31 protein-coding genes are annotated in these 23,804 nt (G+C 54.9%); 11 read left to right on the top strand and 20 right to left on the bottom strand.

What is annotated here, in order from left to right; all coding sequences use genetic code 11:
• From H3L93_RS05940 to H3L93_RS05865, 16 genes are all read right to left on the bottom strand, one after another.
• Complete coding sequence (locus H3L93_RS05940; RefSeq protein WP_003795374.1) at positions 1-900, bottom strand: baseplate assembly protein; 900 nt, start codon at positions 898-900, stop codon at positions 1-3.
• Between the two features lie 3 nt (positions 901-903).
• Positions 904-1,233, bottom strand: coding sequence for a GPW/gp25 family protein (locus H3L93_RS05935; protein WP_003795376.1), 330 nt, complete (start codon positions 1,231-1,233; stop codon positions 904-906).
• A complete protein-coding gene (locus H3L93_RS05930) occupies positions 1,230-1,853 on the bottom strand; it encodes a phage baseplate assembly protein V (RefSeq protein WP_003795377.1) in 624 nt (207 codons plus the stop codon). Before H3L93_RS05930 ends, H3L93_RS05935 begins: the two co-directional genes overlap by 4 nt.
• A 104-nt stretch (positions 1,854-1,957) precedes the next feature.
• Entirely contained in the window at positions 1,958-2,539 is a 582-nt protein-coding gene (locus tag H3L93_RS05925; RefSeq protein WP_003795378.1) for a phage virion morphogenesis family protein, read from the bottom strand.
• Between the two features lie 3 nt (positions 2,540-2,542).
• Positions 2,543-2,989 carry a phage tail protein gene (locus H3L93_RS05920; RefSeq protein WP_003795380.1) on the bottom strand — a complete coding sequence of 149 codons (447 nt, stop codon included), beginning with the start codon at positions 2,987-2,989 and terminating at the stop codon, positions 2,543-2,545.
• Positions 2,961-3,188, bottom strand: coding sequence for a TraR/DksA C4-type zinc finger protein (locus H3L93_RS05915; RefSeq protein WP_003795382.1), 228 nt, complete (start codon positions 3,186-3,188; stop codon positions 2,961-2,963). Before H3L93_RS05915 ends, H3L93_RS05920 begins: the two co-directional genes overlap by 29 nt.
• A 7-nt stretch (positions 3,189-3,195) precedes the next feature.
• Positions 3,196-3,432 carry an Rz1-like lysis system protein LysC gene (gene lysC / locus H3L93_RS05910; protein WP_003795384.1) on the bottom strand — a complete coding sequence of 79 codons (237 nt, stop codon included), beginning with the start codon at positions 3,430-3,432 and terminating at the stop codon, positions 3,196-3,198.
• Positions 3,429-3,740 (bottom strand): hypothetical protein, encoded by a 312-nt coding sequence (locus H3L93_RS05905; protein ID WP_003795386.1) that lies wholly within the window; start codon positions 3,738-3,740, stop codon positions 3,429-3,431. Before H3L93_RS05905 ends, lysC begins: the two co-directional genes overlap by 4 nt.
• Before the next feature lie 72 nt (positions 3,741-3,812).
• Positions 3,813-4,352 (bottom strand): glycoside hydrolase family 108 protein, encoded by a 540-nt coding sequence (locus H3L93_RS05900; RefSeq protein WP_003795390.1) that lies wholly within the window; start codon positions 4,350-4,352, stop codon positions 3,813-3,815.
• Complete coding sequence (locus H3L93_RS05895; protein ID WP_003795391.1) at positions 4,333-4,629, bottom strand: phage holin family protein; 297 nt, start codon at positions 4,627-4,629, stop codon at positions 4,333-4,335. Before H3L93_RS05895 ends, H3L93_RS05900 begins: the two co-directional genes overlap by 20 nt.
• Positions 4,610-4,999: a putative holin gene (locus H3L93_RS05890; protein ID WP_003795393.1), complete on the bottom strand. Its 390-nt coding sequence runs from the start codon at positions 4,997-4,999 to the stop codon at positions 4,610-4,612. Before H3L93_RS05890 ends, H3L93_RS05895 begins: the two co-directional genes overlap by 20 nt.
• A 2-nt stretch (positions 5,000-5,001) precedes the next feature.
• Entirely contained in the window at positions 5,002-5,232 is a 231-nt protein-coding gene (locus H3L93_RS05885) for a tail protein X (protein WP_003795396.1), read from the bottom strand.
• A gap of 20 nt (positions 5,233-5,252) precedes the next feature.
• On the bottom strand, positions 5,253-5,738 hold the full coding sequence (locus H3L93_RS05880; RefSeq protein WP_003795397.1) for a head completion/stabilization protein: 486 nt from the start codon (positions 5,736-5,738) through the stop codon (positions 5,253-5,255).
• 94 nt (positions 5,739-5,832) lie between these two features.
• A complete protein-coding gene (gene gpM, locus H3L93_RS05875) occupies positions 5,833-6,483 on the bottom strand; it encodes a phage terminase small subunit (protein WP_003795400.1) in 651 nt (216 codons plus the stop codon).
• A gap of 74 nt (positions 6,484-6,557) precedes the next feature.
• A complete protein-coding gene (locus H3L93_RS05870) occupies positions 6,558-7,604 on the bottom strand; it encodes a phage major capsid protein, P2 family (protein WP_003795401.1) in 1,047 nt (348 codons plus the stop codon).
• Between the two features lie 63 nt (positions 7,605-7,667).
• Positions 7,668-8,534 (bottom strand): GPO family capsid scaffolding protein, encoded by an 867-nt coding sequence (locus H3L93_RS05865; protein WP_003795403.1) that lies wholly within the window; start codon positions 8,532-8,534, stop codon positions 7,668-7,670.
• Positions 8,535-8,697: 163 nt separating this feature from the next.
• Here H3L93_RS05865 and H3L93_RS05860 point away from each other — a divergent pair, with 163 nt between their 5' ends.
• Together H3L93_RS05860 and H3L93_RS05855 are read left to right on the top strand one after the other, a co-directional pair.
• The gene (locus tag H3L93_RS05860) at positions 8,698-10,491 is read left to right on the top strand and encodes a terminase large subunit domain-containing protein (RefSeq protein ID WP_246314005.1); all 1,794 of its coding nucleotides are present in this window, start codon (positions 8,698-8,700) and stop codon (positions 10,489-10,491) included.
• Positions 10,492-10,532: 41 nt separating this feature from the next.
• Positions 10,533-11,558 (top strand): phage portal protein, encoded by a 1,026-nt coding sequence (locus H3L93_RS05855; RefSeq protein WP_003795406.1) that lies wholly within the window; start codon positions 10,533-10,535, stop codon positions 11,556-11,558.
• A gap of 49 nt (positions 11,559-11,607) precedes the next feature.
• Here H3L93_RS05855 and H3L93_RS05850 read toward each other — a convergent pair whose 3' ends face one another.
• Positions 11,608-12,771, bottom strand: a complete 1,164-nt coding sequence (locus H3L93_RS05850) for a tyrosine-type recombinase/integrase (protein WP_003795408.1) — start codon at positions 12,769-12,771, stop codon at positions 11,608-11,610.
• 125 nt (positions 12,772-12,896) lie between these two features.
• On the opposite strand from H3L93_RS05850, the gene dusA reads away from it, so the two are divergent.
• From dusA to ptsN, 3 genes are all read left to right on the top strand, one after another.
• Positions 12,897-13,907 carry a tRNA dihydrouridine(20/20a) synthase DusA gene (dusA, locus tag H3L93_RS05845; protein WP_050755552.1) on the top strand — a complete coding sequence of 337 codons (1,011 nt, stop codon included), beginning with the start codon at positions 12,897-12,899 and terminating at the stop codon, positions 13,905-13,907.
• A 337-nt stretch (positions 13,908-14,244) separates the two neighbouring features.
• Positions 14,245-14,772, top strand: coding sequence for a hypothetical protein (locus tag H3L93_RS05840; protein WP_003795414.1), 528 nt, complete (start codon positions 14,245-14,247; stop codon positions 14,770-14,772).
• A 251-nt stretch (positions 14,773-15,023) separates the two neighbouring features.
• A complete protein-coding gene (gene ptsN / locus H3L93_RS05835) occupies positions 15,024-15,470 on the top strand; it encodes a PTS IIA-like nitrogen regulatory protein PtsN (protein ID WP_003795419.1) in 447 nt (148 codons plus the stop codon).
• 111 nt (positions 15,471-15,581) lie between these two features.
• Here ptsN and H3L93_RS05830 read toward each other — a convergent pair whose 3' ends face one another.
• Complete coding sequence (locus H3L93_RS05830; RefSeq protein WP_003793959.1) at positions 15,582-16,235, bottom strand: IS1595 family transposase; 654 nt, start codon at positions 16,233-16,235, stop codon at positions 15,582-15,584.
• A gap of 167 nt (positions 16,236-16,402) precedes the next feature.
• Here H3L93_RS05830 and hprK point away from each other — a divergent pair, with 167 nt between their 5' ends.
• From hprK to acpS, 6 genes are all read left to right on the top strand, one after another.
• Entirely contained in the window at positions 16,403-17,368 is a 966-nt protein-coding gene (gene hprK, locus H3L93_RS05825) for an HPr(Ser) kinase/phosphatase (RefSeq protein ID WP_003795421.1), read from the top strand.
• Positions 17,349-18,194, top strand: coding sequence for an RNase adapter RapZ (gene rapZ, locus H3L93_RS05820; protein ID WP_003795423.1), 846 nt, complete (start codon positions 17,349-17,351; stop codon positions 18,192-18,194). The genes hprK and rapZ overlap by 20 nt, the downstream gene beginning before the upstream one ends.
• A 32-nt stretch (positions 18,195-18,226) precedes the next feature.
• Complete coding sequence (locus H3L93_RS05815; protein WP_003795425.1) at positions 18,227-18,364, top strand: hypothetical protein; 138 nt, start codon at positions 18,227-18,229, stop codon at positions 18,362-18,364.
• 147 nt (positions 18,365-18,511) lie between these two features.
• A complete protein-coding gene (locus H3L93_RS05810; RefSeq protein ID WP_040558452.1) occupies positions 18,512-19,141 on the top strand; it encodes a phosphoribosylanthranilate isomerase in 630 nt (209 codons plus the stop codon).
• 389 nt (positions 19,142-19,530) lie between these two features.
• The gene (gene pdxJ / locus H3L93_RS05805; protein ID WP_003795431.1) at positions 19,531-20,262 is read left to right on the top strand and encodes a pyridoxine 5'-phosphate synthase; all 732 of its coding nucleotides are present in this window, start codon (positions 19,531-19,533) and stop codon (positions 20,260-20,262) included.
• An 11-nt stretch (positions 20,263-20,273) separates the two neighbouring features.
• A complete protein-coding gene (gene acpS, locus H3L93_RS05800) occupies positions 20,274-20,654 on the top strand; it encodes a holo-ACP synthase (RefSeq protein WP_003795433.1) in 381 nt (126 codons plus the stop codon).
• A 249-nt stretch (positions 20,655-20,903) separates the two neighbouring features.
• On the opposite strand, the gene secF is transcribed toward acpS, so the two are convergent.
• Together secF and secD are read right to left on the bottom strand one after the other, a co-directional pair.
• Positions 20,904-21,845, bottom strand: a complete 942-nt coding sequence (gene secF / locus H3L93_RS05795; RefSeq protein WP_003795435.1) for a protein translocase subunit SecF — start codon at positions 21,843-21,845, stop codon at positions 20,904-20,906.
• A 1-nt stretch (position 21,846) separates the two neighbouring features.
• Complete coding sequence (gene secD / locus H3L93_RS05790) at positions 21,847-23,691, bottom strand: protein translocase subunit SecD (protein WP_003795437.1); 1,845 nt, start codon at positions 23,689-23,691, stop codon at positions 21,847-21,849.
• Positions 23,692-23,804 lie beyond the last annotated feature (113 nt).

The raw sequence follows: 23,804 nt of genomic DNA, 5'->3' as shown, positions 1-23,804 counted from the left end.
CTAAACCAGTTCGCTGCTTTGTATGGCGTTGATATGGATAAATTCGCCCGCGCCGCATTCAATGTCGGCGGCAGGCTCGTGCAAAATCACTTTTTCCGCGCCCGCCACATCCAGCGCACCGATGATTTTGGATAGGGCAATATGCGCGCCCAAATGGGCGTGTTCGCTAAACAAAACATCAAGGGCTTTTTGCTGCTCGCTTTGCACCACTTCTTTGCCAAGCTGGCTTTGATAGCGCGTTTGGTAGCGGATGGTGATGTTTTTCAGGCTGCCTGATTCCACTTCCACCGTGTCGCACAAGGGGCGGCGCTCCTCTGCGGAGAGATACTCTTTCACGCGGGCGAGCAGGCTAGCATCGGCGATGCCGTTATCCGCATGGGCTTTGATGTACACGCGCACCGTGCCTGCTTTGGGGCGGATAGGGTTGGCATCGGCAACGCCATCTATATCCAGCGCGTGCGCTTTGTAGGCAGCTCGCGGGCCAGCCGCCGCAAATTTTTCAGGGTGCATTTGCACACGTTTGCGCAATGCCGTGTCGCTTTCTTTGATTTCGGGGATGGGCGGGCTGGCTTGCTCATCGGCGGTTTGGATGATTTTTCTGCTTAACCCGCGCGATGCGGCGATGTGGTCTAAATCGCTGCCTGTGGCAAAAGCGAGGAACGTGGCGCGTGCGGCTTCGTTGATGCGCGTGCGCAGCAGCATTTCGGCATAGGCGCGTTGCTGCAAATCAATGGTCAGCGGCTCGCTTTCCAGTTCCAGCGTGGCGGCGATGGCGGTGCGGATATGCTCGGGGCAAAGCGCAATCAGCTTTTGCTTTTCACGCTCAAAAATGCTTTCAAAGCTAATCTCTTCTATCGCTTGCGGCGCGGGCAGTTGGCTTAAATCAATTTCTTGCTGCATGGCTTAGGCTTCAATGATGTAGTTTTGCAAATTGCCATTCAGGCTGCCTGAAAGCTGGATTTGCACGGCAAGGCTGCCGTTTTGCGGGACAACTTGGGTTTGCGCGTGCTCTATCTGATAACGCGGCTCCCAGCGTGCGATGGCAAGGACAACGGCGGCATTGCAGCGCAACAGCGTGATGTCGTTGAGCGGCATGTCCAAAAGCTCGGGCAGCAGGCTGCCGTATTCCTCGCGCTCCACGCGCGTGCCGATGCGGGTAAACAAAATATTGCGGATGGATTGGTGCACATGGTCAATCAGGCTGATGTGCCGTCCGTTGCGCTCGTTCATCATTGCGGGCTTCCCGTTGTGCCGCCGCTGTCGCCTTTGTGGGTGTGCGTGTGCAGCGTGATGCCGTTGCTGGTCAGATTGCCTTGGGTGTGGTTCACATCGCCTGTTATGTTGGCAGCCGCACCGCCTTTGCTGTTGCTGCCCGCCATGCCTGCAAGGAAGGTGAGCAGGTTTTGCACAATCACTTCGCCTGTGAACGTGGCTTTGGGCGTGTCAAATGTGATGCTTTCGCTGGCTTCGATTGCAATGGTTTTTGTGCCGCTGATTTTCAGGCTGCCTGAGCTGTGGTTGTATCTGAACTGCGCGTTGTCGGGGAAGCGGATAACGGTTTCATCGGGCGACGTGCCGGGCTGCGGATGCTGGTTGGAAGCCAGCCCGCACAACACTAAGCCGTTGGCGATTTCGCCGCTGGGCGCAAGCACAAGGCAGTTTTCGCCCACGCTTGGCACACGATGCACGGAAACGCCGCCCGCAAACGGCACAAAATAGGGCAGCCAGTCGGTCAGCAAGTCGCCATGTTGCACGCGCACCACCCCCCGCGCGGCATCGGCTTGGGCGATGTTGCCTTGTTTCAGCAAGTTCGCAATCAAGCGGTTGTGGCTGGCGGTGGTGGGCGTGTTCATGGCATCTCTGTATTAAAAAGGGTTGCTGGGATTATGCGCGAGGTGCGAAGCAATGGCTTGCGCGGGCTGGGTTAAGGGGGTGTTCTAGGTATTTTCAGGCTGCCTTAATGGCTTGGGTTCAAATGTTCTTTGATGAGGTGCTGGATAAGCTGCAAATCGCTTTCGGAAAAACCCAGCAGCGTGCGCTCGGGGCGGGTTTCTGCGCCGTATTGGTGGGCGGCGGCGATGTAGCCTGTTAAACCGCTCAAAAAGCCAATCGCCGCTTCATGGCTTTGCGCTTTGAGTTTGAGAAATTTGTATTGGTGGATTTTGCGAAACATTTGTCGCCGCCGCCCGTCGCCCGTGGGCAGATGGATTTTGTCTTTATGGGCTTGGAAAGTGGCGTGGGTGTGGTAGTCGTAGCCGATGTAGTAATTGCCGTAGTCGTGCAGGGTGCGATAGCGGTGCAGCGTGCCTTTGTACAAAAAGGTTTGTTCCACGCCGATGCGGCGGGTTTTTCTGCCGTTGGCGTGCGCTTTGCTGGGGGTAAAGGCGTTGCCGTCAGGTTCGGTGTTGGCTTTGATGCGCTGCTTGTTGCTTTGCCGAATCTTGCTGCCAATCTTGCGCATCAAGTTGAGGCTTTGCGCGGGGCTAAGCTGTTGCACAAGGTGGTCAATTTGCAAGATGTATTGGTCTAGTTCGGTCATGGTTTAAGGAATGGGATGGGCGGTGCCCAGCGCGGTTAGCAGGTCGCTGTGATTGGCGTTGCGTGGGTGGCTGATGGTGATTTGGTTGTGTTCGTTCGCTTGCGCCAGCGTGCGCTCGGTGAGCGGCAGCTCAATCAGAATGTCGTAGCTTTGGTTGCTGAGTATGTCGGCTTCAAAATTAAACGTGCGCTGGTTGGGCGTGTTGCCCGCGCCGAGAATGTCGGGCTGGTAGGTTTGCGCCCAATGGATGATGGTGGTTTTTAGGATTTCTATGTCGCTGGTAAAGTCGGTTATCAAGATGTTCAGCGTATATTCGGTGGTGTGGCTCAGGCTGCCTTTATTGGCAATAATTCTGCCTTGCGTGATGTTCATGCTGAGCTTTTCGGGGTTCTGCGCCAGCTCAGGCAGTTGCTGTTCAATTTCAGCGCGTAGCGTATTGGGCTTTTGCATGCTCTATTCTTTCTTGGCATTCAATGCAATATTGGCAGCCGAGCGCAGCGCGGCGACGTGCTTCGGGGATGATGTCGCCGCAATCTTGGCAATGGCTGGCGCTGGGGCGTTGGGGGTAGTTTTGTTTGGCTTGGTAGTCTAATGCCGCTTGGCGGTAGCGTTCCTCTAATTCGCAGGCTTGGTCTATTTGTCGGGACATGGTTGGATTATGGTGATTTAGGTTGGTCGAGATGCAGGCAGGCGGCGAGCGTATCGCGGGCAATGCGGCATTGCTCAAAAGCAGCGAGCGTGTCTTGATAGGCTTGCACCAGTTCGCCTTGGGTGGTGATGGGGTTGCTGGGGCGCGTGCATTCAGGCACTTGCGGGCAAATCGGCGCGCTGGGCGCGGGGATGCTTTGGCAGGCACTCAAAATAAGCAGCGCGATAAGGGCAGGTGGTTTCATGGGTTGAGGGCTTTCTGAATATCAGCGGGCAGGGCTTGGGCTGCCCATTGCGGGTTGTTTTGCAAGGCGTGGTTGATTTGGCTTTGCTGCTGCGCGGCGCGTTGCTGGGCGATTTGCAGTTGTTGGTTTAGTTGGGCATTGGCGCGAATCAGGGCTTGGGTTTTGTTGCGCTCGCTGTTGAGCGTTTGGGCTAGGGTGTCGCGTTGCTGTTGCGTGGCTTTGAGCTGGCGGGTTTGGTGGAGTGTGCTGCTCATAGCGATAAGCCATGCAAGGCTAAATAGCAAAATGAGTTTGGTTTGCAGGGTCATTTTCAGGCTGCCTTTTGGTGGCGGTGTGATGGATAAGGCAGCTTGGTTTTCAGGCTGCCTTTTTTGTGCCGTTTATGCGTTATCGGGCGGGATGTAGCCCACTTGCGGGTCGGTGTTGTCTTGCGCGGCTTGGCGCAGGTTTTCGGCAACACGGTTTGTCCAGCCGCGCCCGAAGGTGGCAAAGGTGGATAGGCGGGTGTAAAAATTGGCGCGCTCGGCGTTAAACAGCAGCAGCAAATCGTTTTCGCTGCGTTGGGCAAGGGCGGCTAGGGTTTGTTTGCCGATTACCCCGTCATCAACAACATTCAGGGCGCGTTGCAGCATGCGGGCGGCGTTGCCGTAGCCGTGGTTGATGCAGGCATCAAGAAGCTGGTAGGCGAGTGCGCTGGGAAACTGCTCAATGTTGTAGCGTTGCCAAAAGGCGGTGTAGTAAATGGCTTTGGCTTGCTCGCGCGTGAGTTCGCGCATTGCACCGTTATAGCCGTTTTGCTGGGCAACGCGTTTGGTGATGCCCCAGTTGGTTTCGCCGCCCGGGTCTTTGGGGTGGTTGATGTAGCCGCCTTCGGTTTTGAGGATGCGTTCAATAAATTGGTTAAAGTTGCTGTTGTTCATGGGTTGCCTTTTTTGGGTGGTAGATACGGGAAACGTTGCCGCGTGCGTAAAGGATGCTGCCCGTTTGCAGGGCAAGGTTGGCGATGAGTAGCCAGTTGAGCAGGGCTTGGCTTTTAGCCAGCACGGCAAGGAAAATCGCGCTCATTTGGATAAACAGCAGCCATGCAATCAGCGCACTAATGGGCTTGTGGGTTTTATGGCGGCTGTCAAACAGCAACAGGCTGATGGCGGCGGCAAGGCTTAGGGCGATGATGGCGTTATTTTGTAGATTGGTCATGGTCGCGCTCCTTTGGGGTTAGGGTAGGGTTGAGGCGGTTGTCTAGCCATGCGTAGATTTTTTCAATCAGCACAACGGCAAAGGCAGCAGCCAGCAACGCGCCGATAAAGCTGTTGATGTGCAGCGGGAGCTGGTCGGGCAGGATGTAGTTAATAATCTCATCGGTGCTCTCGTAGCCAAACACGCCGCTGAAAAAGGAAATCATAAATAGCCATGCCTTGTGAAACACGGGATAGCTTTGTTTGCGTGCAATAAACAGGCTGGCACCAATCAGCGCACCGCTGGCAACGGAAAGGGGCAGGTGGTAGCTGCCGATGACAATCACGGCAATGTTGATGAGTGTGGTTTTGGTATCGTTGGCTTGGTGCATGGTTAATCCCAAAGGTTAAGGGTAGGGGGCAGGGTGGTTTGTGTGCTGGCAGGTTCACTGTCGGGCAAAACGATGATGATGCCCGCTGGCAAAATGGGGGGCTGCTGGCACAGTTTGGGGTTGGCTTCAAGGATGCGCTCCACTTGCCCTGTGCTGCTGCCGTAGTATTCGTAGGCGATTTTGCTCAGCGTGTCGCCCTGCCTGCTGGTATAGGTGTTGGTCGGCTTGGTCATTTTCAGGCTGCCTTTTGCGGCTAAATCAGCTCGGCATCGGTGCGTTGTTTGCCTGTGATGTCGGCAATGGCGGCGTGGGCGCTGCGGCGATATTGGTCGGCGTTGTGCTGCTTGGTTTCGCTGCGGGCGGTGGCTTTGCCGCTGGCATCGTAGTCGGCGTATTGGTCGTTTAAGGTGGCAAGCGTGTAGTTGTAAACAGCTTGCTGATAGCGGTGTTCCCAAATGCTGATGCCGTTGATTTGCTGCTGCGGCGCGTGTTCGGCAAGGGTGGCTTTGCCTGTGAGCTGGCAATGCTGTTTGAGCGTGGCAAGCTGACGATTGACATGGATGGTGGCTTCAATGGCAGCCTGAAAAAGCCGCTCGCTGGTGATGGTGTTGTCAATGCGCATGGCTTGGCGCAGGTGGTCAAGGTTGATGCTGGGGAAAAAGGGGTCGGAGCTAATGCTTTGGTGTTCAGGCTGCTGGGTAGCGGCTGGCGTGCTGGTAAAGCTGATGGGCGTATTCATGGCGGTTTGGGATTAGGGTATCGTGGGGCGATAAGACAGGCTTGTCGGTATCTGCGGCAAGACGGCTTATCGCTCACGATACGGCGGGGGGAGCTTAATGTTGGGCTTTGCGCAGGGCTTCGATTTGTTTTTTCACGCCGACTTTTTCGTTGTAGCCCAATGCTTGCTGGTATAGCACGAGGGCGGTTTGCGGGTCGCTGTCTTCCAGTTGCTCGCCTGCGGTTTTGAGCAGCTTGGCGCGCACAGCATCGGGGATGTTATGGGTGTGTTGGTTGTTTTGTTTTTCGGTCGCCCATTGCACTAGGGTGTTGAGATGCTCGAGGTCAATGGCTGCGCCTCGGCTGATTTGCTCGGCGTATTGCTCAATGATGATGGTGGGCAGGTTGCGCTGGTATTCGTCGCTGCTTTGCAGGTTGTGCTCAATGGCAAACTGTGCGAGCGGCATCGCTTCGTTGAGCTGTCCGCAGTCAATTTGCCAAATCAGCAAATTGGGCGTGAGCGTGTCGCTGGGGTGGGCTTGCCCGCTCTGCAATACGCTGTTCAGCCAGTCTTGGTATTTGGGCAAGGCTTGGGCTTTGTAGGCGATTTTGTCTTGCATGCTGGCAAGGTTGCTTAGCAGGGTTTTATCGGCGATGTATTGCTGTTGCAGTTGTTGGTAGGCGGTCAGATCGCTGGGGTCGCTTTGGTGTTGCGCGGCGGCAAGTGCTTCATGGGCGAGGCGGTGGCGTTGGGCTGGGCTTGCCATGATGGATGTCCTTTGCTCGGTGGTTTCAGGCAGCCTGAAAGTAGGCGATGCACGTTTTAGGCTGCCTTTTGGGTTTAGGCGTTGGTTTCGGCTAAGTTCTCAATCAACACCGCCGCACCGTACTCTTCCACGATGTAGTCGATGTTTTTAGATTGGTAGCTTTCCAGTTGGTCTTTTTTCGGGTTGTCCACGATGTAGCGGCGTTCGCCCGTTGTCTGATAGTAGATAGACAGGTTTTTCAGCGGCGTGATGAGCAGCGTGTTGGCGGGCATGTTGGGGACATACATCACAGGGTAGCCGCCCAGCGTGCGCGATTGGTTGAGCCGCCCGCTTGCTTCAATTTCGGTGGCTTTGCTGCCCGATGCGTTGATGATGCTGAGATATTTGTCGGACACCGTGCGGCGGCTGGACAACACAACAAAATCGTTGCGGTCGGCGAAACGCTCGTCAATCAGGCTGTCGATGGCATCTTTAACCACAGCATCCAAGTTTTTGTATTCAGCCGTTTGCGCGCTGCCCCATTTAATCTCTTGGGCGGTTTTGCCGACTTGCCCGGCTTGCCAGCCCATCACGCGCGCGGCGTTGTTTTCGCGCATTTTTTGCAGCCAGCCTTTGGCAACGTCTTGCAATAAAGGGTTGGAAGTAAAGTTGGTGGTTTTGGCGCGCTCTTTGCCGTTCATGCCGATGGTAATCAGCGATAGCGCGATGCTTTCGGCGATTTTGTTGTTGATGCGCGCGGGGAAATCGGTGATGTGCGCCCATTGGTCAATCTCGTCGTAGCGCAGGGCAACGTCAAAATTGGTTTGTTGCAGGGTGTATTTTTGCCCCTCCAAATTGTGGATGGATTTGGGCTGGCGTTCGTTGCCGCTTTGGGTGGTGTCGGTGTTGGATGCCACCAAGCCGCTGGACAAACCAATCACTTCGCCCAGTTGTTCGGTTTTGCCCACAAGGTTGATGTGTTGCAACAGCTCGGTGTTTTGGGCAATTTGGTCGTACATGGTTTGCACGGCAGCAGGTGCGATGGTGTAGCCGCTTTGCACTTGCTCTTTGCTGATGTGGTTGGTTTGGGCGATTTGGCTAAACAGGGTGGCAATCGCGGTGGTGAGCAGGTTTTTGTTCATGGGGTGTCCTCGTGATGTGAATGCTTGGGATGGGTTTACCTGATGTGAATGCTTGGGATGGGTTTACCAAATGGCAGGCGTTGGCGCATCGTTGCCCGTGTGCGGGGCGCGATTGCCGGTGTGTGCTTCGGTGTTGAGTTGGGTTTTCAGCTCGGTAAGCTCCGATTGCAAGGCGATGATTTGCGCTTGCAGTTGGGTAACGCTGGGCGCGGGTTCGGTGGCAACGTTGGTGGTTGCCGGCGCAACAGGTGCGCTGGCATGGTTTTCAGGCTGCGTTTCAGGCTGCGCTGGGGGAGTGGGGGTGGCTTGATTGGTTTGTGGATTCGCTGCTTGGGGTTCGGTGTTGGTGTTCATACTGGGGCTTTCTGGGTTAGGAGTAGAGGGGTTGGCGTGTTCATTGTGGCTAAATTCGCGGTATTCGCTGAATGCTTTGCCTTTGTTGTCGGTGTGTTGCTTGGCGTAGCTGAAATTGGCGGTCGTGCCCAAGCTAGCGGGGGTGTCGGTGATGGCTAAGCCTGTGAGGTAGGCACGTTTGGTGTTGGCAAAATTGTGGTGGATTTCCATGCTGGTATAGATTTTGCGCCCCGCATCCCACAGTTTTTGCATGGCGGGGTACACGCTGAATTTGGCGAGCAGCGCAGTTTTGCTTGTGTCTTGCTCCCATGCTTCGGTTTTGAGTTCAATCACATCGCCCAAGCCGCCGCTGTCGCTGTTCCACCAGTAGTTGCTGTGCTCAATGTTGATGCGTGCGCCATAGACTTTTGGGTTGTAGTCCTCCGCCATTTGGGTTAGTTGCTCGGCGGAAATCTCGCGCCCGTCTATGGTGTCGCCTGACACGCCGATGATGCGCCAGTCGGTTTGCGTGGTGTTTTTGGGTTGTGGTGTTGGAGTTGGTTCAGGTTGGGGTGTTGGGGTAGGTTCGCTTGCCATGATGATGCGCGTGAAGTCTTGGTTGAAATTGTTGGGCAGTTTTGCAAGTTTAGGCGGCGTGGTCTATCGGCTTGGGTGTTAAGGGGGCGTTTTAGGTATGTTGCTGGTTTCAGGCTTCCTGAAAATATTAGAAGGTGTGGACTTTGTATTTTGGGATGTTTTTATGGCGGATGTTTTTATGGCGGATGTTTTCGCACTTAATCCTTTGTCCAACGTTGAGCCGCGCGTGGCGGCGCGGCAATTGTTTTGGCAGGGACACAGAATCACCGATATTGCGCGCGCACTGGGCTTGAAGCCCACCACGGTTTACTCGTGGAAAATGCGGGATAACTGGGAGGGCGGCACGCCGATGGTGCGCGTGGCGATGAGCGCGGAAACCCGCTTGCATGCGCTGATTGCCCAGCCCAAAAAATCGGATGCCGACTATAAAGAAATGAAAAACCTCTCAGCATTGCTGGCGGGCTATCCGCGCCAAAATGGGCAGCCTGAAACGGCATTGCCTGCCCAGTTTGAGGCGGGCGAAGCTGCACCGCCCGCGAAGCGTGAGCGCGTGCGCAGCAATCGCAAGGCGCAGCCCAATGTGTTTTCGCCTGAGCAAGCAGCAAAATTGGAGGAATTGTTTTTAGAACAGTTGTTTGACTATCAACGCGTGTGGTTAAAACAGCAGGTGCGTTTTCGGCATTTGCTGAAATCGCGCCAAATTGGGGCGACGTTTTTCTTTGCGCGCGAAGCTCTGGTGGATGCCGTGAAAACAGGCAAAAATAAGGTATTTTTGTCGGCATCGCAGGCGCAGGCGTTTATTTTTAAAAACTACATGCGCAAGCTTGCAGGCATGGTGGATGTGGAATTAAAGGGATCGGATGTGATTACGCTGGGCAACGGCGCGGAATTGCATTTTTTGGGGACAAACTCGCGCACAGCGCAGGGGCGCAATGGCGATTTGTATGTGGATGAGTATTTTTGGATTCCCGATTTCAAGCGTTTGCGCGATTTGGCAAACCCGATGGCATCGCAAAAACGCTATCGCATCACTTATTTTTCCACGCCGTCCACCACTTCGCACCCCGCTTATGATTTTTGGACAGGGGCGGAATTTAACGTGGGGCGGGCGGAATCGGAGCGGATTAAGCTGGATGTGTCGCCGGCGGCTTTGGCGGCAGGTCGGCACGACCCTGATGGCAAATGGCGGCAAGTGGTTACGTTGGATGACGCGGAGCGCGGCGGCTGTAATTTGTTTGACCGCGAGCAGTTGATGTTGGAGAACGCGCCCGCGCAGTTTCGCCAGTTGTTTATGTGCGAATTTGTGGAGGATGGCGACGGCGTGTTTAACTGGGCGGACGTGCAAGGCTGCTTGGTGGACAGCTTTGTGGAGTGGGGCGATTTTTATAAGCCGTTTGCGGCAAAGCCCGTGGGCGATTTGCCCGTGTGGTTGAGTTACGACCCAGCGGATGCGGGCGATGCGGCGGCTTTGGTGGTGGTGCTGGCTCCGCGTTTTTCGGGCGACGCGTTTCGTATCGTGGAGCGGCATTTGTTGCATGGCAACGATTTTGAGGCACAAGCCAATTTTATCCGCGAGACGATGCGCCGCTTCAACGTGCGCAAGATTGTGGTGGACAAAACGGGACTGGGCGCGGCGTTGGTGCAGCTAGTGGCAAAATTTTTCCCTGCCGTAGTGGGCGTGCAATATACGCAGCCTGAAAAGGCGTTGATGGTCAATAAAATGTTTGATTTGATGCGCAAAAACCGCGTGCAATGGGAAACCGAGCATCGCGATATAACGGCGGCGTTTCTGAGCATCAAAACGGTGGCCACGGCGAGCGGGCGCAACATGACTTATGTGTCGGCGCGCTCGCGCGAGCTGAGCCATTCGGATGTCGCGTGGGCGGCGTTGCAGTGTTTTTATCAGGAGCCGTTGGGCGGCGATGTGTCCTCGGGTTCGTTTGTTTATTCGTTTTGACGGCTTGGTTTTCAGGCTGCCTCTGTTAGAAAGGTTTTGCAATGTTTGATTTTTTGAAGTTTAAGCGCAAAAGCGCACCTGCTCTGCCGCAAGCCGCATCTGCGGATGTGTTCAGCTATTCGGATGTGTTGGGCGAATTTAGCGTGTTTGATTTTTTGGGCGTGGTGGACAACGGGCGGTTTTTTGAGATGCCCGTGTCGCTGGTGGATTTGGAGCGGCTGCTGCGCTCGGGCGTGCACCATGCCAGCGCGATATACGCCAAAATCAATATCCTAAAAGTTACGTTCACGCCCACGCGCTTTTTGAGCCGCTCGGAGTTTGAAAAATTTGCCTTTAATTATTTGGTGCTGGGCAATGGGTATTTGGAAATCCAGCGCAACCGCTTTGGCGTGCCCGTGTCGGTGCAAAACCGTTTGGCAATGTACATGCGCCGAGCCAGCAATCTGCACGATTTTGTGTATCTGCGCTATGGCATGGGGCTAGGATTGGGCTTGAACTACGATGAAATCGCAGGCGAGGACGTGATTCATGTGATGCAGCCCAACTTGAAACAGGAAGTGTATGGCTTGCCCTATTACTTGGCGGCGTTGGACAGCGTGGATTTGAACGCGGCGGCTACGCGCTTTCGGGTGCGCTATTATCAAAATGGCTCGCACGCGGGGTTTATCTTGTATTCCACCGATGCCAAGATTGACGAGGAGGGCTGGGCAAACATCAAAGAACAGCTACGCCAAGCCAAAGGCAACGGCAATTTTAAAAATATTGTCATCCGCTCGCCCGACGGCAGCCCCGACGGCTTAAAGCTGATTCCGATTGCGGAAGTGGCAGCGAAAGATGATTTTTTGAACATCAAGACGATTTCGGCGGAGGATATGATGGCGATTCACCGCGTGCCGCCTGCGCTAATGGGGGTTGTGCCCAAAAACACGAGCGGGCTGGGCGATGCGGAAACGGTGGCGCGGGTGTTTGCCACCAACGAAGTCAAACCGCTGCAACAGACATTTTTGGATATTAACGAGCGCGTGGGCTTGGAGCTGTTTAAGTTTGATGATTATGTGATTGCCTGAGCATATTCGCCGTTATTGAAGGCAGCCTGAAAATGACCAATGGTTCGTTTCAGGCTGCCTTTTGTTGCGCGACAGCAAGCGCATCGGCAAAGTCTAGGCGGTTTTCGCGCGGTCGCGTGGCAAGGTTCACATAACGCTGCAAGGTTTTCCAGCTTTGGTGCAGCGTGATTTGCTGCATCTGCGGCACGGTCAAGCCGTCCTCGGCAAGGCGGGTCGCGCCTTCGTGGCGCAGGTCGTGAAAGCGCAAATCCTCAATGCCCAACAATTTGCACGCGCGTGTGAAAGACGCGCTGATGCTTTTGCTGTCGCCGCCAATCAGCCATGTTTCAGGCTGCATCTCGCGCCATTTTAGGCGGTTTTGAATTTCAGGCTGTCTGAATGCGGCAATCACTTGGCGCAGCTTGTCGTTTACCAAAAAGCGGGCGTGGTTGCCCTTGCTGCCGCTGGGGCTTTTCAAATCACGCACCAGCCAATCGCCTGCGGTTTTGTCGTAATCCACCCACGCTAGGCGCGTGATTTCGGCTTCGCGGCGGCATGAGTAAATGGCAAACCACATAATCAGGTGCATGGGGAATTTGGTACTGTTCGGTCGCGTTGTCCATTGTTGGTAAAAATGGGTGGTCAATGCCTGCAATTCTTGCGCGGTTGCCAGCCGCATCCGCTCCTCGCTTTTGCCAATCAGCCGCGCCCGCCGTGCGCCCTCAATCGCCAAATCTATCTCCGCCCAGTTCACATTCAAGCCCCACACGAAATGCGCGTGCTTCAACATGCTGCGGATGTACTGTAAATCGTTATTGACGGTTTGCGGTTTGACGGGTAAAAAGCCGCCCCATCCATCGCGCCGTTGGTTGATATGCGCCGCAATATCAGCCCGGCGGATTTTGTCTAACGGCAACTTGGCAATCGGATAGCCCGATAGAAATTTCAAGGTTGCTGTTTTTGTGCGCCCAAATTCCGTTGCCGCTGGCTCGGAAAAATAGCGTTCAATCGCCTGCGCCAAGGTGGGGATGGTTTGTTTTTTGCCGCCGTAGTACAGCAATTCAGGGTTGGCTTCCAGCTCGGCTTCGCGTTTTTTAAGCCAAGCCGCCGCTAAACGGCGTTCGCTAAATGTGCGGCTTTCCGCGTATTTCGGATAAGCCGCACGGTCAATGCGAATTTGTGCTCGGTAAACCGTTTTGCCCGATGGGTTGATACGTTTAACAATGCTGCCCATATATTTGCACCATTTCTTTGCTTGGTTGGTTAATGGTGCAAATATGGTACAACAAAACCCATAAAACCCCCAAGAAAACGCTGTTAAACGCGGTTATCCGAACAGCAAGAAATCAAGGTAAGTTAATGAAAAATAATGAATTAGTTGATATTAAAAAGAAAAGACGGTTGAGTATTGCGCCGATGCTGGACTGGACTGACCGCCATTTCCGCTATCTTGCGCGGCAAATTAGCCGCCACACATGGCTTTACACCGAAATGATTAACGCAGGCGCGATTATCCACGGCGACCCTGCGCGTTTTTTAGCGTACAACGAGAGCGAACACCCCATCGCCTTACAACTGGGCGGCAGCGACCCCGCGCAGCTGGCGCAGGCGGCGAAAAAAGTCGCGCAATACCAATACGATGAAATCAACCTCAACTGCGGCTGCCCCAGCCCGCGCGTGCAAAAAGGCGCGTTTGGCGCGTGTTTGATGAACGATGTGGGCTTGGTTGCCGACTGCCTGAACGCCATGCAGCAAGCCGCGCCCGATTGCGAGATTACGGTAAAACACCGCATCGGCGTGGACAAGCAGACCGAATACCGCATCGTGCGCGATTTTGTGGGCACGCTGCGCGAGAAAACGCCCGTGCGCACTTATATCGTGCACGCGCGCAACGCATGGCTGGACGGCTTGTCGCCCAAAGAAAACCGCGACATCCCGCCGCTGAAATATCACTATGTTTATCAATTAAAACAAGACTTTCCCGATTTGGAAATCATCATCAACGGCGGCATCAAAACCAACGCCGAAATCGCCGAACACCTGCGCCATGTGGATGGCGTGATGATTGGGCGCGAGGCGTATCACAACACCATGATTATGCGCGATTGGGATAGGCTGTTTTACGACAGCAGGCAGCCTGAAATCAGCTACCCCGAGCTGATACAACGGCTCTACGCCTACGCGCAAACGCAGCTGGCTGCGGGGCGCGGTACGATTTTGCGCCACATGGCGCGCCACTATCTCGGCTTGATGCACGGTCTGCACGGCGCGCGCGCATGGCGGCAGATGTTGTCCGATGCCGAATTGTTGAAAGCCAATCGCGCGGAGTTGATTTTGGAAGCGTGGGCGGAGGTGGAAAAGGGGTTGTGAAGGCGGTTTGCGGGTTTGGGCTACGCCGAACTGCGTTTCAGGCTGCGCCTGCGTATGGGCGGATAATTCGTTGTTTGCAAACCAATCATAAGGCAACCTGAAACCCAAAATGGAGCGGCGGCGGCTCGCCGCCAAATGGCTGATTAAATAGAGTATGACTGGTTTACCAAGATGTCGGCGAGCCGCCGATGCTCCATCGGTTGTCGGTTTTGCAAAGGTTTCAGCCTGAAAACGCTCAATCGCAACCACCGTAGAATCATCCGTTGCTTACACCATCCAACCATCAAATAGCCTAAGCCGCCCGCCATCCGTTAAGGCAGCCTGAAAACACAACAACATGAAAATAAACAAAAAATTCAATCAAATGAACATGGCGGAATACCGCCATTACATTGCCCATCATCAAAAATACGCCGATTTCAACCCGCTCGGGCTATACCGCTCCATTTTGGAAAACCCCAAGCTGAACGAAGCCGCGCAACTGGAAGTGTTGGCACTCGCCAACCGGCATTTCCAACGCTTTTACGATTTTCTATTCGCCAAAGACCTATTCACATACAGCAGGCTCGCCACGCTGGGGCAAGGGTTAAGCGAAACAGCGTTAAGGCAACATTTGCGCGACACTTGGGACAGGCGTGAAAAATGGTGCGCCGAAAAAGACATACGCCTGCAACGCATCGGCATCGGCACCACCTCGCAATATTATTTTGCCGATGCCAACGAAGCCACGGGCTATCGCATTGAGCGGCACATGAACCGCCCGCTTAAACTGAGGCAGCCTGAAAACCGCCTTACCGGCAAACAGCAACGCAAGCGGGAAGCGCACATCCTACGCCAAGCATGGCAAGAGAGTGATGAAGAGTAGTTTTCAGGCTGCCTTTGGGCTTAGGCAATCAGGCAGCCTGAAAACTAAAAATGGAGCGGCGGCTCGCCGCCAAATGGCTGATTAAACAGAGTATGACTGGTTTCCAAGATGTCGGCGAGCCGCCGACGCGCCATTGGTTGTCGGTTTTGCAAACGGCAGAGGCAGCCTGAAACCGTCAACTGTAAAAACCATTGAAGCCAATGTAAGCAAGCGTTAAAATTCGCGCCCAATTATTCAAAGGCACCCGCCGCATGACCTCTCTTGCAGACATTCTTCCCGTTTCCCATATTATTTTAGACGCTGAAATCAGCAGCAAAAAACGCCTATTTGAATGCGTGGCGCAGTTGCTTGCCGAGCAAAGCGGCTTGCCCCAAGCCGAAGTGTTTGATTGCCTTGTGGCGCGTGAGCGGCTGGGTTCAACCGCGCTGGGGCAGGGCGTTGCCATGCCGCATGGGCGACACGCCAGCGTGCCTGCGGCAACGGGGGCGTTTGTGCGTCTGAAAACGCCGATTGAATTTGATGCGCCTGATAACAAGCCTGTGTCGCTGGTGTTTGTGTTGCTGGTGCCCAAGGCGGCGACCAGCGAGCATTTGGAACTGCTGGGGCATCTGGCGGGGCTGTTCAACGAAAAAAGCGTGCGCGAAGCCTTGCACTCTTGCCAAACGCCCGAGGAAGCGCGGGCGTTGTTGTTGGCATAAAGGCGGTTTTAGCTACGCTGAACTTCGTTTCAGGCTGCCTTATGGCGTAAACGTGTAAACAGGGTGTATGCGCAATACGCCCTTTTGTATTGGGGCTGTACTAGATAAGCCCTAAATACCACACCATCTGCGCAGCACTTTAAGCTGTTCAGACGGTGTGCCAAAGTTAAAACGAAACTCGCATTCTTTCAAGAATAATGGGAAAGATTTACGGTCAATTCCATTGTATTTACGCAGAACACGTTTCGCCTGATTCCAAAAATTTTCAATGCCGTTGATGTGGTTTTGTTTGTCAGCAAACAGTTTGCTGTGGTTAATACGGTGGTGGGTAAAACCACTTACATCCAACACATCATAGCTGCTCAAACAATCGGTATAAACAATACTATCAGGCATGATTTTCTTTGTGATAACAGGCATTAAGGTTTCTCTTTTGGCATTCTTCACTACTACGGTATAAACTTTACCACCACGCTTAAGAATACCAAAGACAGCTACTTTTCCTGCTGCTCCGCGTCCGCGTTTGCCTTTGCGATGTCCGCCGAAGTAACTCTCATCTAGCTCAACCGTACCATCAAAAACTGTATTGGCTTCCAATGAAAGATAGTAGCTGATGACTTCGCGGATTTTGCGGTAGAACAGTGCTGCTGAATTGGGGTGAATGCCCAACAAATCAGCAGCCGAACGGGCGGTTACTTCAAGTACAAAAAATTGGAGCAACTTTTTTCGTATACTCTTTTTTAGTTTACAATGGGTTATCTTCATTTTTGCAGTCTAACATGACTGCTTATCTAGTACAGCCCCTTTGTATTTGTATTTGAGGCAGCCTGAAAAGGCGATTGGCTCATATCCGATTAAACCACTCCAACGCTTTTCAGGCTGCCTTATGCCCCGCCCCCAAAGGCAGCCTGAAAACCCAAAAAGGAACCCTCATGCCCAGCATTTCCGTGCGCAAGCTCTATCAAGACAACCAACACAAACTCCAACTCGCATGGGCGGCGGGCGCGGCAGGTGGCGACAACCGCATCGCCGTGGAAGCCGACCGCCCTGTGCTTGCGCTGGTGGGGCATCTTAATTTTATCCACCACAACCAAGTGCAAGTGCTGGGCATCGCCGAAGTCGCCTATTTGCACAGGCTGGAACAAGCCGAGCATCACACAGGCTTGAACGAGCTGTTCAACTTTCCGATGACGCTGGTGATTGTCGCCAACGGCTTGCCCATCCCGCAAAGCCTGCGCGATTATTGCCACACGCACAACACGCCGCTGCTCACCTCCAAGCTAGAAAGCCCCTATCTGATGGACGTGCTGCGGATTTATTTGCAGCGCGTGCTTGCCGCCTCCACCATCAAACACGGCGTGTTTTTGGACGTGTTTGAAATCGGCGTGCTGCTCACCGGCAAATCGGGGCTGGGCAAAAGCGAACTCGCGCTGGAACTGATTTCGCGCGGGCACAGCCTGGTTGCCGATGATGCCATTGAGCTGTATCGCACCGCGCCCGAAAACCTGGAAGGCCGCTGCCCGCCCGTGTTGCGCGACTTTTTGGAAGTGCGCGGCTTGGGCGTGCTCAATATCCGCCACATGTTCGGCGAAACCGCCATCCGCCCGAAAAAAACCTTGCGCCTGATTATCAACCTTGTGCTGGCGGATGATGACTACATGAAAACCCTAGACCGCCTCAGCATCCGCACCGAAACCGAAACGATATTGAACGTCCCCGTCCGCTCGGTAACGCTGCCCGTTGCCGCAGGGCGCAACCTAGCCGTGCTGGTGGAAGCCGCCGTGCGCAACTACATCCTGCAACGCCACGGCAAAGACAGCACCAAAGAATTCCTAGAACGCCACCAAAGCATGATGAACAAACCCGAAGAGAACAGCCATGAAAATAATCTTGATTAGCGGCTTATCAGGCTCAGGCAAAACCATCGCCCTCAATCTGCTGGAAGACAACGGCTTCTTTTGCATAGACAATTTGCCGCTGGAACTCCTGCCCGAGCTGATTGCGCTGCACAGCCACCAACGCCCCGCCAACGACCAAATCGCCATCAGCATAGACATCCGCTCCAACCTCAACACCCACACCGCCCACGAAACCCTCATCGCCCTGCGCCGCGCGGGGCATCAAGTCAGCCTCCTATTTTTAGAAGCCAGCGAAGCCGTGTTACTGCGCCGCTTCTCCGAAACCCGCCGCAGCCACCCACTCGCCCGTAACCACATCACCCTGCCCGAAAGCCTGCGCCGCGAGCGCGAATGGCTAGCCCCCCTGCGCGAACACGCCTACTGCATTGATACCAGCAGCCTTACCGCGCAACAACTGCGCCACCTTGTTGCCCAATGGATAGGCATAGACCACAACCGCCTGCTCGTTAGCATCATCTCGTTTGGCTTCAAACACAACGCACCGCCGCACGCTGACTTTGTGTTTGACGTGCGCAGCCTGCCCAACCCCTACTACGACCCCAGCCTACGCCCCTACAACGGCAAAGACCAACCCATCCAAGACTACCTCGCCGCCCAACCCCTTGTGAACGAAATGCTGGGCGACATCGCCCACTTTTTCCACCGCTGGCTGCCGCGCATCCGCCAAGAAAACCGCAGCTATGTAACCATCGCCATCGGCTGCACAGGCGGGCAACACCGCTCGGTTTACATCGCCGAGCGGCTGGGCAAACGGCTGGCGGATGAATACCAAACGCTTGTGTTCCACCGCCAGTTGAGCCAATAGGCAGCCTGAAAACGTTGCCAAGCCCGCAACCAATGGAGCGTCGGCGGCTCGCCGACATCTTGGCACCTGCCCATCTCCATTTGAATACACCAGTTGGCGACGAGCTGTCGCCGCTCCATTTTAGATTTCAGGCTGCCTATCTAATACCGCCCAACATTAAGGCAGCCTGAAAACACTTGTTTAACATATTACGTCAAACCAAGTTTCAGGCTGCCTTGGAGCGGCGGCTCGCCGCCAAACAACAATTAAACCCGCAGCCCAATCCTATTTTCAGGCTGCCTATTTATTCCACCACTTCAATCCCCCCCAACCCAACCATGACCAAAATCCAAACCAAAATCTGCGGCATCACCCGCCCCCAAGATGCCCAAATCGCCGCGCAACTGGGCGCAGATGCCATCGGGCTGGTTTTTTTCGCCGGCAGCAAACGCTGCGTAACCATCGCCCAAGCGCAAGCCATCGTGCGCGTGCTGCCCCCGTTTGTCAGCGTGGTCGCCCTGTTTGTGAACGAAACCGCCGAGCGCATCCGCGAAATCCTCGCTCGCGTGCCGATTGACGTTTTGCAGTTCCACGGCGACGAAACGCCCGCCTTCTGCCAACAATTCCGCCGCCCCTATCTCAAAGCCGTGCGCGTGCAAACCCCCGCCGACATCACCGCCGCCCTGCGCGATTTCGCCGATGCCCGCGCCGTGCTGTTTGATGCCTTTGTTCGCGGAGCATACGGCGGCACAGGGCACACCTTCGATTGGACGATGCTGCCTGAAAAGCTAAACGGGCATTGGATTTTGTCGGGCGGATTAAACGCAGAGAATGTTGCCGATGCCTTGCGCGTTACGCACGCGCAGGCGGTGGATGTGTCCAGCGGGGTGGAAAGCGCGGCGGGCGTGAAATCGCCCGAGAAGATGGCGGCGTTTATGGCGGTGGTGCAGGCGTTTCAGGCTACCTAAGCGGGGAAAAACGGCAGAGGCAGCCTGAAACCCTTGTGAAGCCTGCCGCCGATGGCGCATCAAAAGTTCGCCGAGATGGCTGCCCCGTATTCAGGTTTCAGGCTGCCGCAAAGCGCACGCAAAAAAAAACGGTGTGAACCAACAGCGTTCACACCGAAACACACACATCAAGAGGAAAACAATTTAGAAATATCTCAAAACAACAACTTGCGTTGTCTTTACGATGCAGCGCATTATGGGGGATAGCTCAAAGTTTCGTTTTGACATATGTCAAACAAGGTTGGGGCAACGGTTAGAATTTGAGTAAATAAGCAAAATTTGCCTAAGCAACAGGCGGAAAGTGCTAAACTGCGCCCGTTTTTTTGTAAACAAATATTAAGGAAACAACCATGTTACTCGGCATCAACATTGACCACGTTGCCACGTTGCGCAACGCGCGCGGCGCATCTTACCCCAGCCCTCTGGAAGCGGCTTTGGTGGCGGAAACCAACGGCGCGGACGCGATTACCCTGCATCTGCGCGAAGACCGCCGCCACATCAAAGACGCGGATGTGTTTGCCATCAGGCAGGCGATTAAAACGCGGATGAATCTGGAAATGGCGATGACCGAAGAAATGCTCGCCAACGCGCTGCAAGTGATGCCCGAAGATGTGTGCATCGTGCCCGAAAAGCGCACCGAGGTAACCACCGAGGGCGGTTTGGATGTGGTGGGGCAGCCTGAAAAGGTGCGCGATTATGTGGCGAAGCTGCACGCGGTGGGCATCCGCGTGTCGCTGTTTATTGATGCCGAGCGGGCGCAGATTCAGGCTGCTTATGATTGCGGCGCGCGGGTGATTGAATTGCACACGGGCGCGTATGCCGATGCGCCCACGCCTGCGGCGCGCGCGGCGGAGTTGGCCAAAATCCGCGAGGCGGCGGCGTTTGCCGATGGCTTGGGGATAACGGTGAACGCGGGGCACGGTTTGACCGTGCAGAATGTGGGCGCGATTGCGCAGATTGAGCAGATTGTGGAGCTGAACATCGGGCATTCCATCATCGCCCAAGCGATATTTTTGGGCTTGCCCGATGCGATTCGGCAGATGAAGGAAGCCATGTTCCGCGCGCGCAGCGGCATCCGATAGGCAGCCTGAAAATGATTTACGGCATTGGCACGGATATTGTCGCCGTGCCACGCATTGCGGCGTTGCATCAACGCTATGGCGATGCGCTGGCACGGCGCATTTTAACGGCGCAAGAATGGGCAACCTACGCCGCGCACGCGCAGCCCGCGCGCTTTTTGGCGAAACGCTTTGCGGCAAAAGAGGCGTTTGCCAAGGCGGTGGGCACGGGCATCCGCGAGCCGGTGAGCCTGCGTTTTATCGGTGTGGCGCATGACGGGCTGGGCAAGCCGGTGTTTGCCTGCGCGCCCGAATTGGCGGCTTGGCTGGCGGCGCGCGGCATTGCGCGGGTGCATCTGAGCCTGAGCGACGAGCGGGAGCAGGTGGTGGCGTTTGCGCTGGCGGAAGCGGAGTAGGGCAGCCTGAAAACGCTTGATGTGCCTTAATATAGATTTCAGGCTGCCTATCGTTGCTGATAAGGCAGCCTGAAAACCGGGTAACACGGATTGGCGCAATCATGGAGCGGCGGCTCGTCGACATTGGGGCTTGCAATCCGCGCCGCTGATTCAATGCACCATTTGGCAACGAACCGTTGCCATTTCGTCCAATAATTTTCAGGCTGCCTATCGCATCCGATAAGGCAGCCTGAAAACCATCTGCGGCGGTTAAACCACCGCTTCTTCTTTTTGCACTTTCTGCTTCACAATATTGTGGCGGTCTAGCCCGAACATCAGCAGCAAGGGGCTGGCCACCAGCACGGAAGAGTAAATCCCGAACACAATGCCGATGGTCAGTGCCATGGCGAAGCCGTGCAACGCTGCGCCGCCAAATATCAGCATGGAAATCACCATCGCCTCGGTTGAGCCGTGGGTAATCACGGTGCGTCCCATGGTATGCGTAATCGCGTTGTCAATCACTTCGGGCACGCTGTGGTTGCGCATGGAGCCTTTGTAGAAATTCTCGCGGATTCGGTCAAACACTACCACCGATTCGTTCACCGAATAGCCCAACACCGCCAACACCCCAGCCAGCACGGTGAGCGAAAACTCCCATTGGAAAAAGGCAAAGCAGCCGAGAATAATCACAATATCGTGCATATTGGCGATGATGGCAGACACGGCAAACCGCCATTCAAAGCGCATTGCCAAATAGATGATGATGCCGAAAACCACCATGCCCAGCGCGGTCAAACCGTGGCTCACCAATTCGTCGCCCACCGCAGGTCCGATGAACTCCACTTGGCGCAGGCTCACATCGCTGCTGTCTTTTTTCAGTACGTCCATCACTTGGTTGGACAGCTGCGCGGAAGACAAATCTTCGCGGTTGGGCAGGCGAATCATAATGTGTTTGTTGGTGCCGAGTGCCTGCACTTGGATTTCGCCCATTTTCAGCGTGTCCAAGCTGTGGCGCACCTTGTTCAAATCCGCGCCTTGTGCCGAAGCGTATTCCACTTCCATCAGCGTGCCGCCCGTAAATTCCACCGACAGATTCAGCCCGCGCGTCAATAAAAAGATAACGGCGAGGATAAACGTTGCCAATGAAATGAAGGTGGTGAGCTTGCCATAGCTCATAAACGGAATGTCGCGTTTAAAATGAAAGAGTTCCATATCAAGCCTCCTCTTTTTTGTCTAACACGGCGGGATAGCGCACGCCGATGGATAGATGTTGCAGCTTTTTGCGGTTGCCGTACCACAAATTCACCAAGGCGCGAGACACGACTACGGATGAATAAATGGAAGTCATAATGCCCAAGCAATGCACAATCGCAAAGCCGCGCACGGGGCCCGTGCCGAAAATCAGCAGGGCGATGCCCGCAATCAGCGAGGTTAAGTTGGAATCCAAAATGGTGTCCCAAGCGTGGTCGTAGCCTTCTTTGATGGCGATTTGGGCTTTTTTGCCCTCGCGCAGTTCATCGCGGATGCGCTCGTTAATCAACACGTTGGAGTCAATCGCCATGCCGAGCGTCAATGCCATCGCGGCGATGCCTGGCAGCGTGAGCGTGGCTTGCAGGGCGGATAAAATGGCAAACAGGAATAACAGGTTAGCCGACAGCGAAATGGCCGAAAAAATGCCGAACAGGCGGTAATACACAATCATGAACACAGTAACGACCACAAAGCCCCACACGGTGGAATGAATGCCTTTGCTGATGTTTTCCGCGCCCAAAGAAGGGCCGATGGTGCGCTCTTCAATGATTTTCATCGGCGCGGCCAGCGAGCCTGCGCGCAGCAGCAGGGCAACGTCATTGGCTTCGGCAAGGCTTGCCATGCCTGTGATTTGCACGCGTCCGCCTGTAATCGGCTCGTTGATGCGCGGCGCGGTTACCACTTCGGCTTTGCCTTGGTCAATCAGCACCATCGCCATGATTTTGCCTTTGTTGGCGGTGGTTAAATCGGCAAAGGTGGACGAGCCCGAGCTGTCCAGCGCAAGGCTCACAATCGGCAGCTTGGTTTGCTGGTCTTGGCTGCCCTGCGCTTGATTGATGTTTTCGCCGGTCAGTTCCACCTGCTTGCTCACCAAGAACTGATGCCCTTCGTTGTCGCTGAGCAGTTCGTAGCCATCGGGGATGTTGCCGTTTTGCGCTTGCGCGTACAGCGCCATGTCGCTGCTCACCATGCGCACTTCCAGCGTGGCGGTGCGCCCGATGATGTCTTTGGCCTTGGCGGTGTCGGTCATGCCGGGCAGTTGCACCACGATGCGGTCGGTGCCCGCCTGTTGGATAACGGGCTCGGCGGTGCCCAGCTCGTTTACGCGGTTATGCAGCGTGGTGATGTTTTGCTTCACGGCATCGCTGCGGATTTGTGCCAGCAGCGCGTCGGGCAGCGCCACGGTAATCTCGTTGCCGTTGCTGCTGATTTGCGCGCCTTCCAGCATTTTTTGCAATTCGGGCAGGGCCTTTTGCATGTCGGCCGCGTCTTGGAACGGCACCACAAGGCTGTTTTCCTGCTTGCGGATGCCGCCCACGCGGATGTCTTGCTGGCGCATGGTGCGGCGGATGTCGCCGGCATAGCGGTCAAGCGTTTTTTCCAGCGCGGCTTTCATGTCTACTTGCATGGTGAAATGCACGCCGCCGCGCAAGTCCAAGCCGAGGAACATGGGTTTGGCGCCGATTTTTTCCAGCCATTCGGGGCTGTTGGCGATTTGGTTTTGCGCGACGATGTAGCCCTCGCCCAGCGCGGCATCAATGGCATCGCGGGCGGAGATTTTGGTGGCGTCGGACACGCGCACTTTCAGGCTGCCGCCTGCGATGAACATGCCGCCGTGCTGGATATTGGCTTTTTGCAGCGCATCGGCAACGGTTTTTTCGGTGTTGCTGTCAATGGTGATGGATTGTCGGTTGGTGGAAATTTGGATGGCTGGGGTTACGCCGTACAGATTGGGCAGCGTGTAGATGACGGCTAGCACAATCGTGAACGCAATCAGCAGGTATTTCCAAAGCGGATAACGATTCATGGTTTTTCCTTTGATTTTCAGGCTGCCTGTGGCTTTTCCGTTTTCAGACTGCCTTGAAAGGATAATCGGTAAAACGTGGAAAACAGCAACGGACGCGCCATTGCTGTTTTCGG

Origin of the sequence: Kingella oralis (assembly GCF_014054985.1) — a bacterium.
Taxonomy (GTDB): domain Bacteria; phylum Pseudomonadota; class Gammaproteobacteria; order Burkholderiales; family Neisseriaceae; genus Kingella_B; species Kingella_B oralis.
The sequence above is the reverse complement of the archived record's forward strand: the minus strand, read 5'-3'. Positions and strand labels throughout refer to the sequence as shown.

Bases quoted from the DNA above. Each gene is read 5' to 3' on its own strand.
- H3L93_RS05940 (WP_003795374.1), bottom strand. From the start codon at position 900: ATGCAGCAAGAAATTGATTTAAGCCAACTGCCCGCGCCGCAAGCGATA.
- H3L93_RS05935 (WP_003795376.1), bottom strand. From the start codon at position 1,233: ATGATGAACGAGCGCAACGGACGGCACATCAGCCTGATTGACCATGTG.
- H3L93_RS05930 (WP_003795377.1), bottom strand. From the start codon at position 1,853: ATGAACACGCCCACCACCGCCAGCCACAACCGCTTGATTGCGAACTTG.
- H3L93_RS05925 (WP_003795378.1), bottom strand. From the start codon at position 2,539: ATGACCGAACTAGACCAATACATCTTGCAAATTGACCACCTTGTGCAA.
- H3L93_RS05920 (WP_003795380.1), bottom strand. From the start codon at position 2,989: ATGCAAAAGCCCAATACGCTACGCGCTGAAATTGAACAGCAACTGCCT.
- H3L93_RS05915 (WP_003795382.1), bottom strand. From the start codon at position 3,188: ATGTCCCGACAAATAGACCAAGCCTGCGAATTAGAGGAACGCTACCGC.
- lysC (WP_003795384.1), bottom strand. From the start codon at position 3,432: ATGAAACCACCTGCCCTTATCGCGCTGCTTATTTTGAGTGCCTGCCAA.
- H3L93_RS05905 (WP_003795386.1), bottom strand. From the start codon at position 3,740: ATGACCCTGCAAACCAAACTCATTTTGCTATTTAGCCTTGCATGGCTT.
- H3L93_RS05900 (WP_003795390.1), bottom strand. From the start codon at position 4,352: ATGAACAACAGCAACTTTAACCAATTTATTGAACGCATCCTCAAAACC.
- H3L93_RS05895 (WP_003795391.1), bottom strand. From the start codon at position 4,629: ATGACCAATCTACAAAATAACGCCATCATCGCCCTAAGCCTTGCCGCC.
- H3L93_RS05890 (WP_003795393.1), bottom strand. From the start codon at position 4,999: ATGCACCAAGCCAACGATACCAAAACCACACTCATCAACATTGCCGTG.
- H3L93_RS05885 (WP_003795396.1), bottom strand. From the start codon at position 5,232: ATGACCAAGCCGACCAACACCTATACCAGCAGGCAGGGCGACACGCTG.
- H3L93_RS05880 (WP_003795397.1), bottom strand. From the start codon at position 5,738: ATGAATACGCCCATCAGCTTTACCAGCACGCCAGCCGCTACCCAGCAG.
- gpM (WP_003795400.1), bottom strand. From the start codon at position 6,483: ATGGCAAGCCCAGCCCAACGCCACCGCCTCGCCCATGAAGCACTTGCC.
- H3L93_RS05870 (WP_003795401.1), bottom strand. From the start codon at position 7,604: ATGAACAAAAACCTGCTCACCACCGCGATTGCCACCCTGTTTAGCCAA.
- H3L93_RS05865 (WP_003795403.1), bottom strand. From the start codon at position 8,534: ATGGCAAGCGAACCTACCCCAACACCCCAACCTGAACCAACTCCAACA.
- H3L93_RS05860 (WP_246314005.1), top strand. From the start codon at position 8,698: ATGGCGGATGTTTTTATGGCGGATGTTTTCGCACTTAATCCTTTGTCC.
- H3L93_RS05855 (WP_003795406.1), top strand. From the start codon at position 10,533: ATGTTTGATTTTTTGAAGTTTAAGCGCAAAAGCGCACCTGCTCTGCCG.
- H3L93_RS05850 (WP_003795408.1), bottom strand. From the start codon at position 12,771: ATGGGCAGCATTGTTAAACGTATCAACCCATCGGGCAAAACGGTTTAC.
- dusA (WP_050755552.1), top strand. From the start codon at position 12,897: ATGAAAAATAATGAATTAGTTGATATTAAAAAGAAAAGACGGTTGAGT.
- H3L93_RS05840 (WP_003795414.1), top strand. From the start codon at position 14,245: ATGAAAATAAACAAAAAATTCAATCAAATGAACATGGCGGAATACCGC.
- ptsN (WP_003795419.1), top strand. From the start codon at position 15,024: ATGACCTCTCTTGCAGACATTCTTCCCGTTTCCCATATTATTTTAGAC.
- H3L93_RS05830 (WP_003793959.1), bottom strand. From the start codon at position 16,235: ATGAAGATAACCCATTGTAAACTAAAAAAGAGTATACGAAAAAAGTTG.
- hprK (WP_003795421.1), top strand. From the start codon at position 16,403: ATGCCCAGCATTTCCGTGCGCAAGCTCTATCAAGACAACCAACACAAA.
- rapZ (WP_003795423.1), top strand. From the start codon at position 17,349: ATGAAAATAATCTTGATTAGCGGCTTATCAGGCTCAGGCAAAACCATC.
- H3L93_RS05815 (WP_003795425.1), top strand. From the start codon at position 18,227: ATGGAGCGTCGGCGGCTCGCCGACATCTTGGCACCTGCCCATCTCCAT.
- H3L93_RS05810 (WP_040558452.1), top strand. From the start codon at position 18,512: ATGACCAAAATCCAAACCAAAATCTGCGGCATCACCCGCCCCCAAGAT.
- pdxJ (WP_003795431.1), top strand. From the start codon at position 19,531: ATGTTACTCGGCATCAACATTGACCACGTTGCCACGTTGCGCAACGCG.
- acpS (WP_003795433.1), top strand. From the start codon at position 20,274: ATGATTTACGGCATTGGCACGGATATTGTCGCCGTGCCACGCATTGCG.
- secF (WP_003795435.1), bottom strand. From the start codon at position 21,845: ATGGAACTCTTTCATTTTAAACGCGACATTCCGTTTATGAGCTATGGC.
- secD (WP_003795437.1), bottom strand. From the start codon at position 23,691: ATGAATCGTTATCCGCTTTGGAAATACCTGCTGATTGCGTTCACGATT.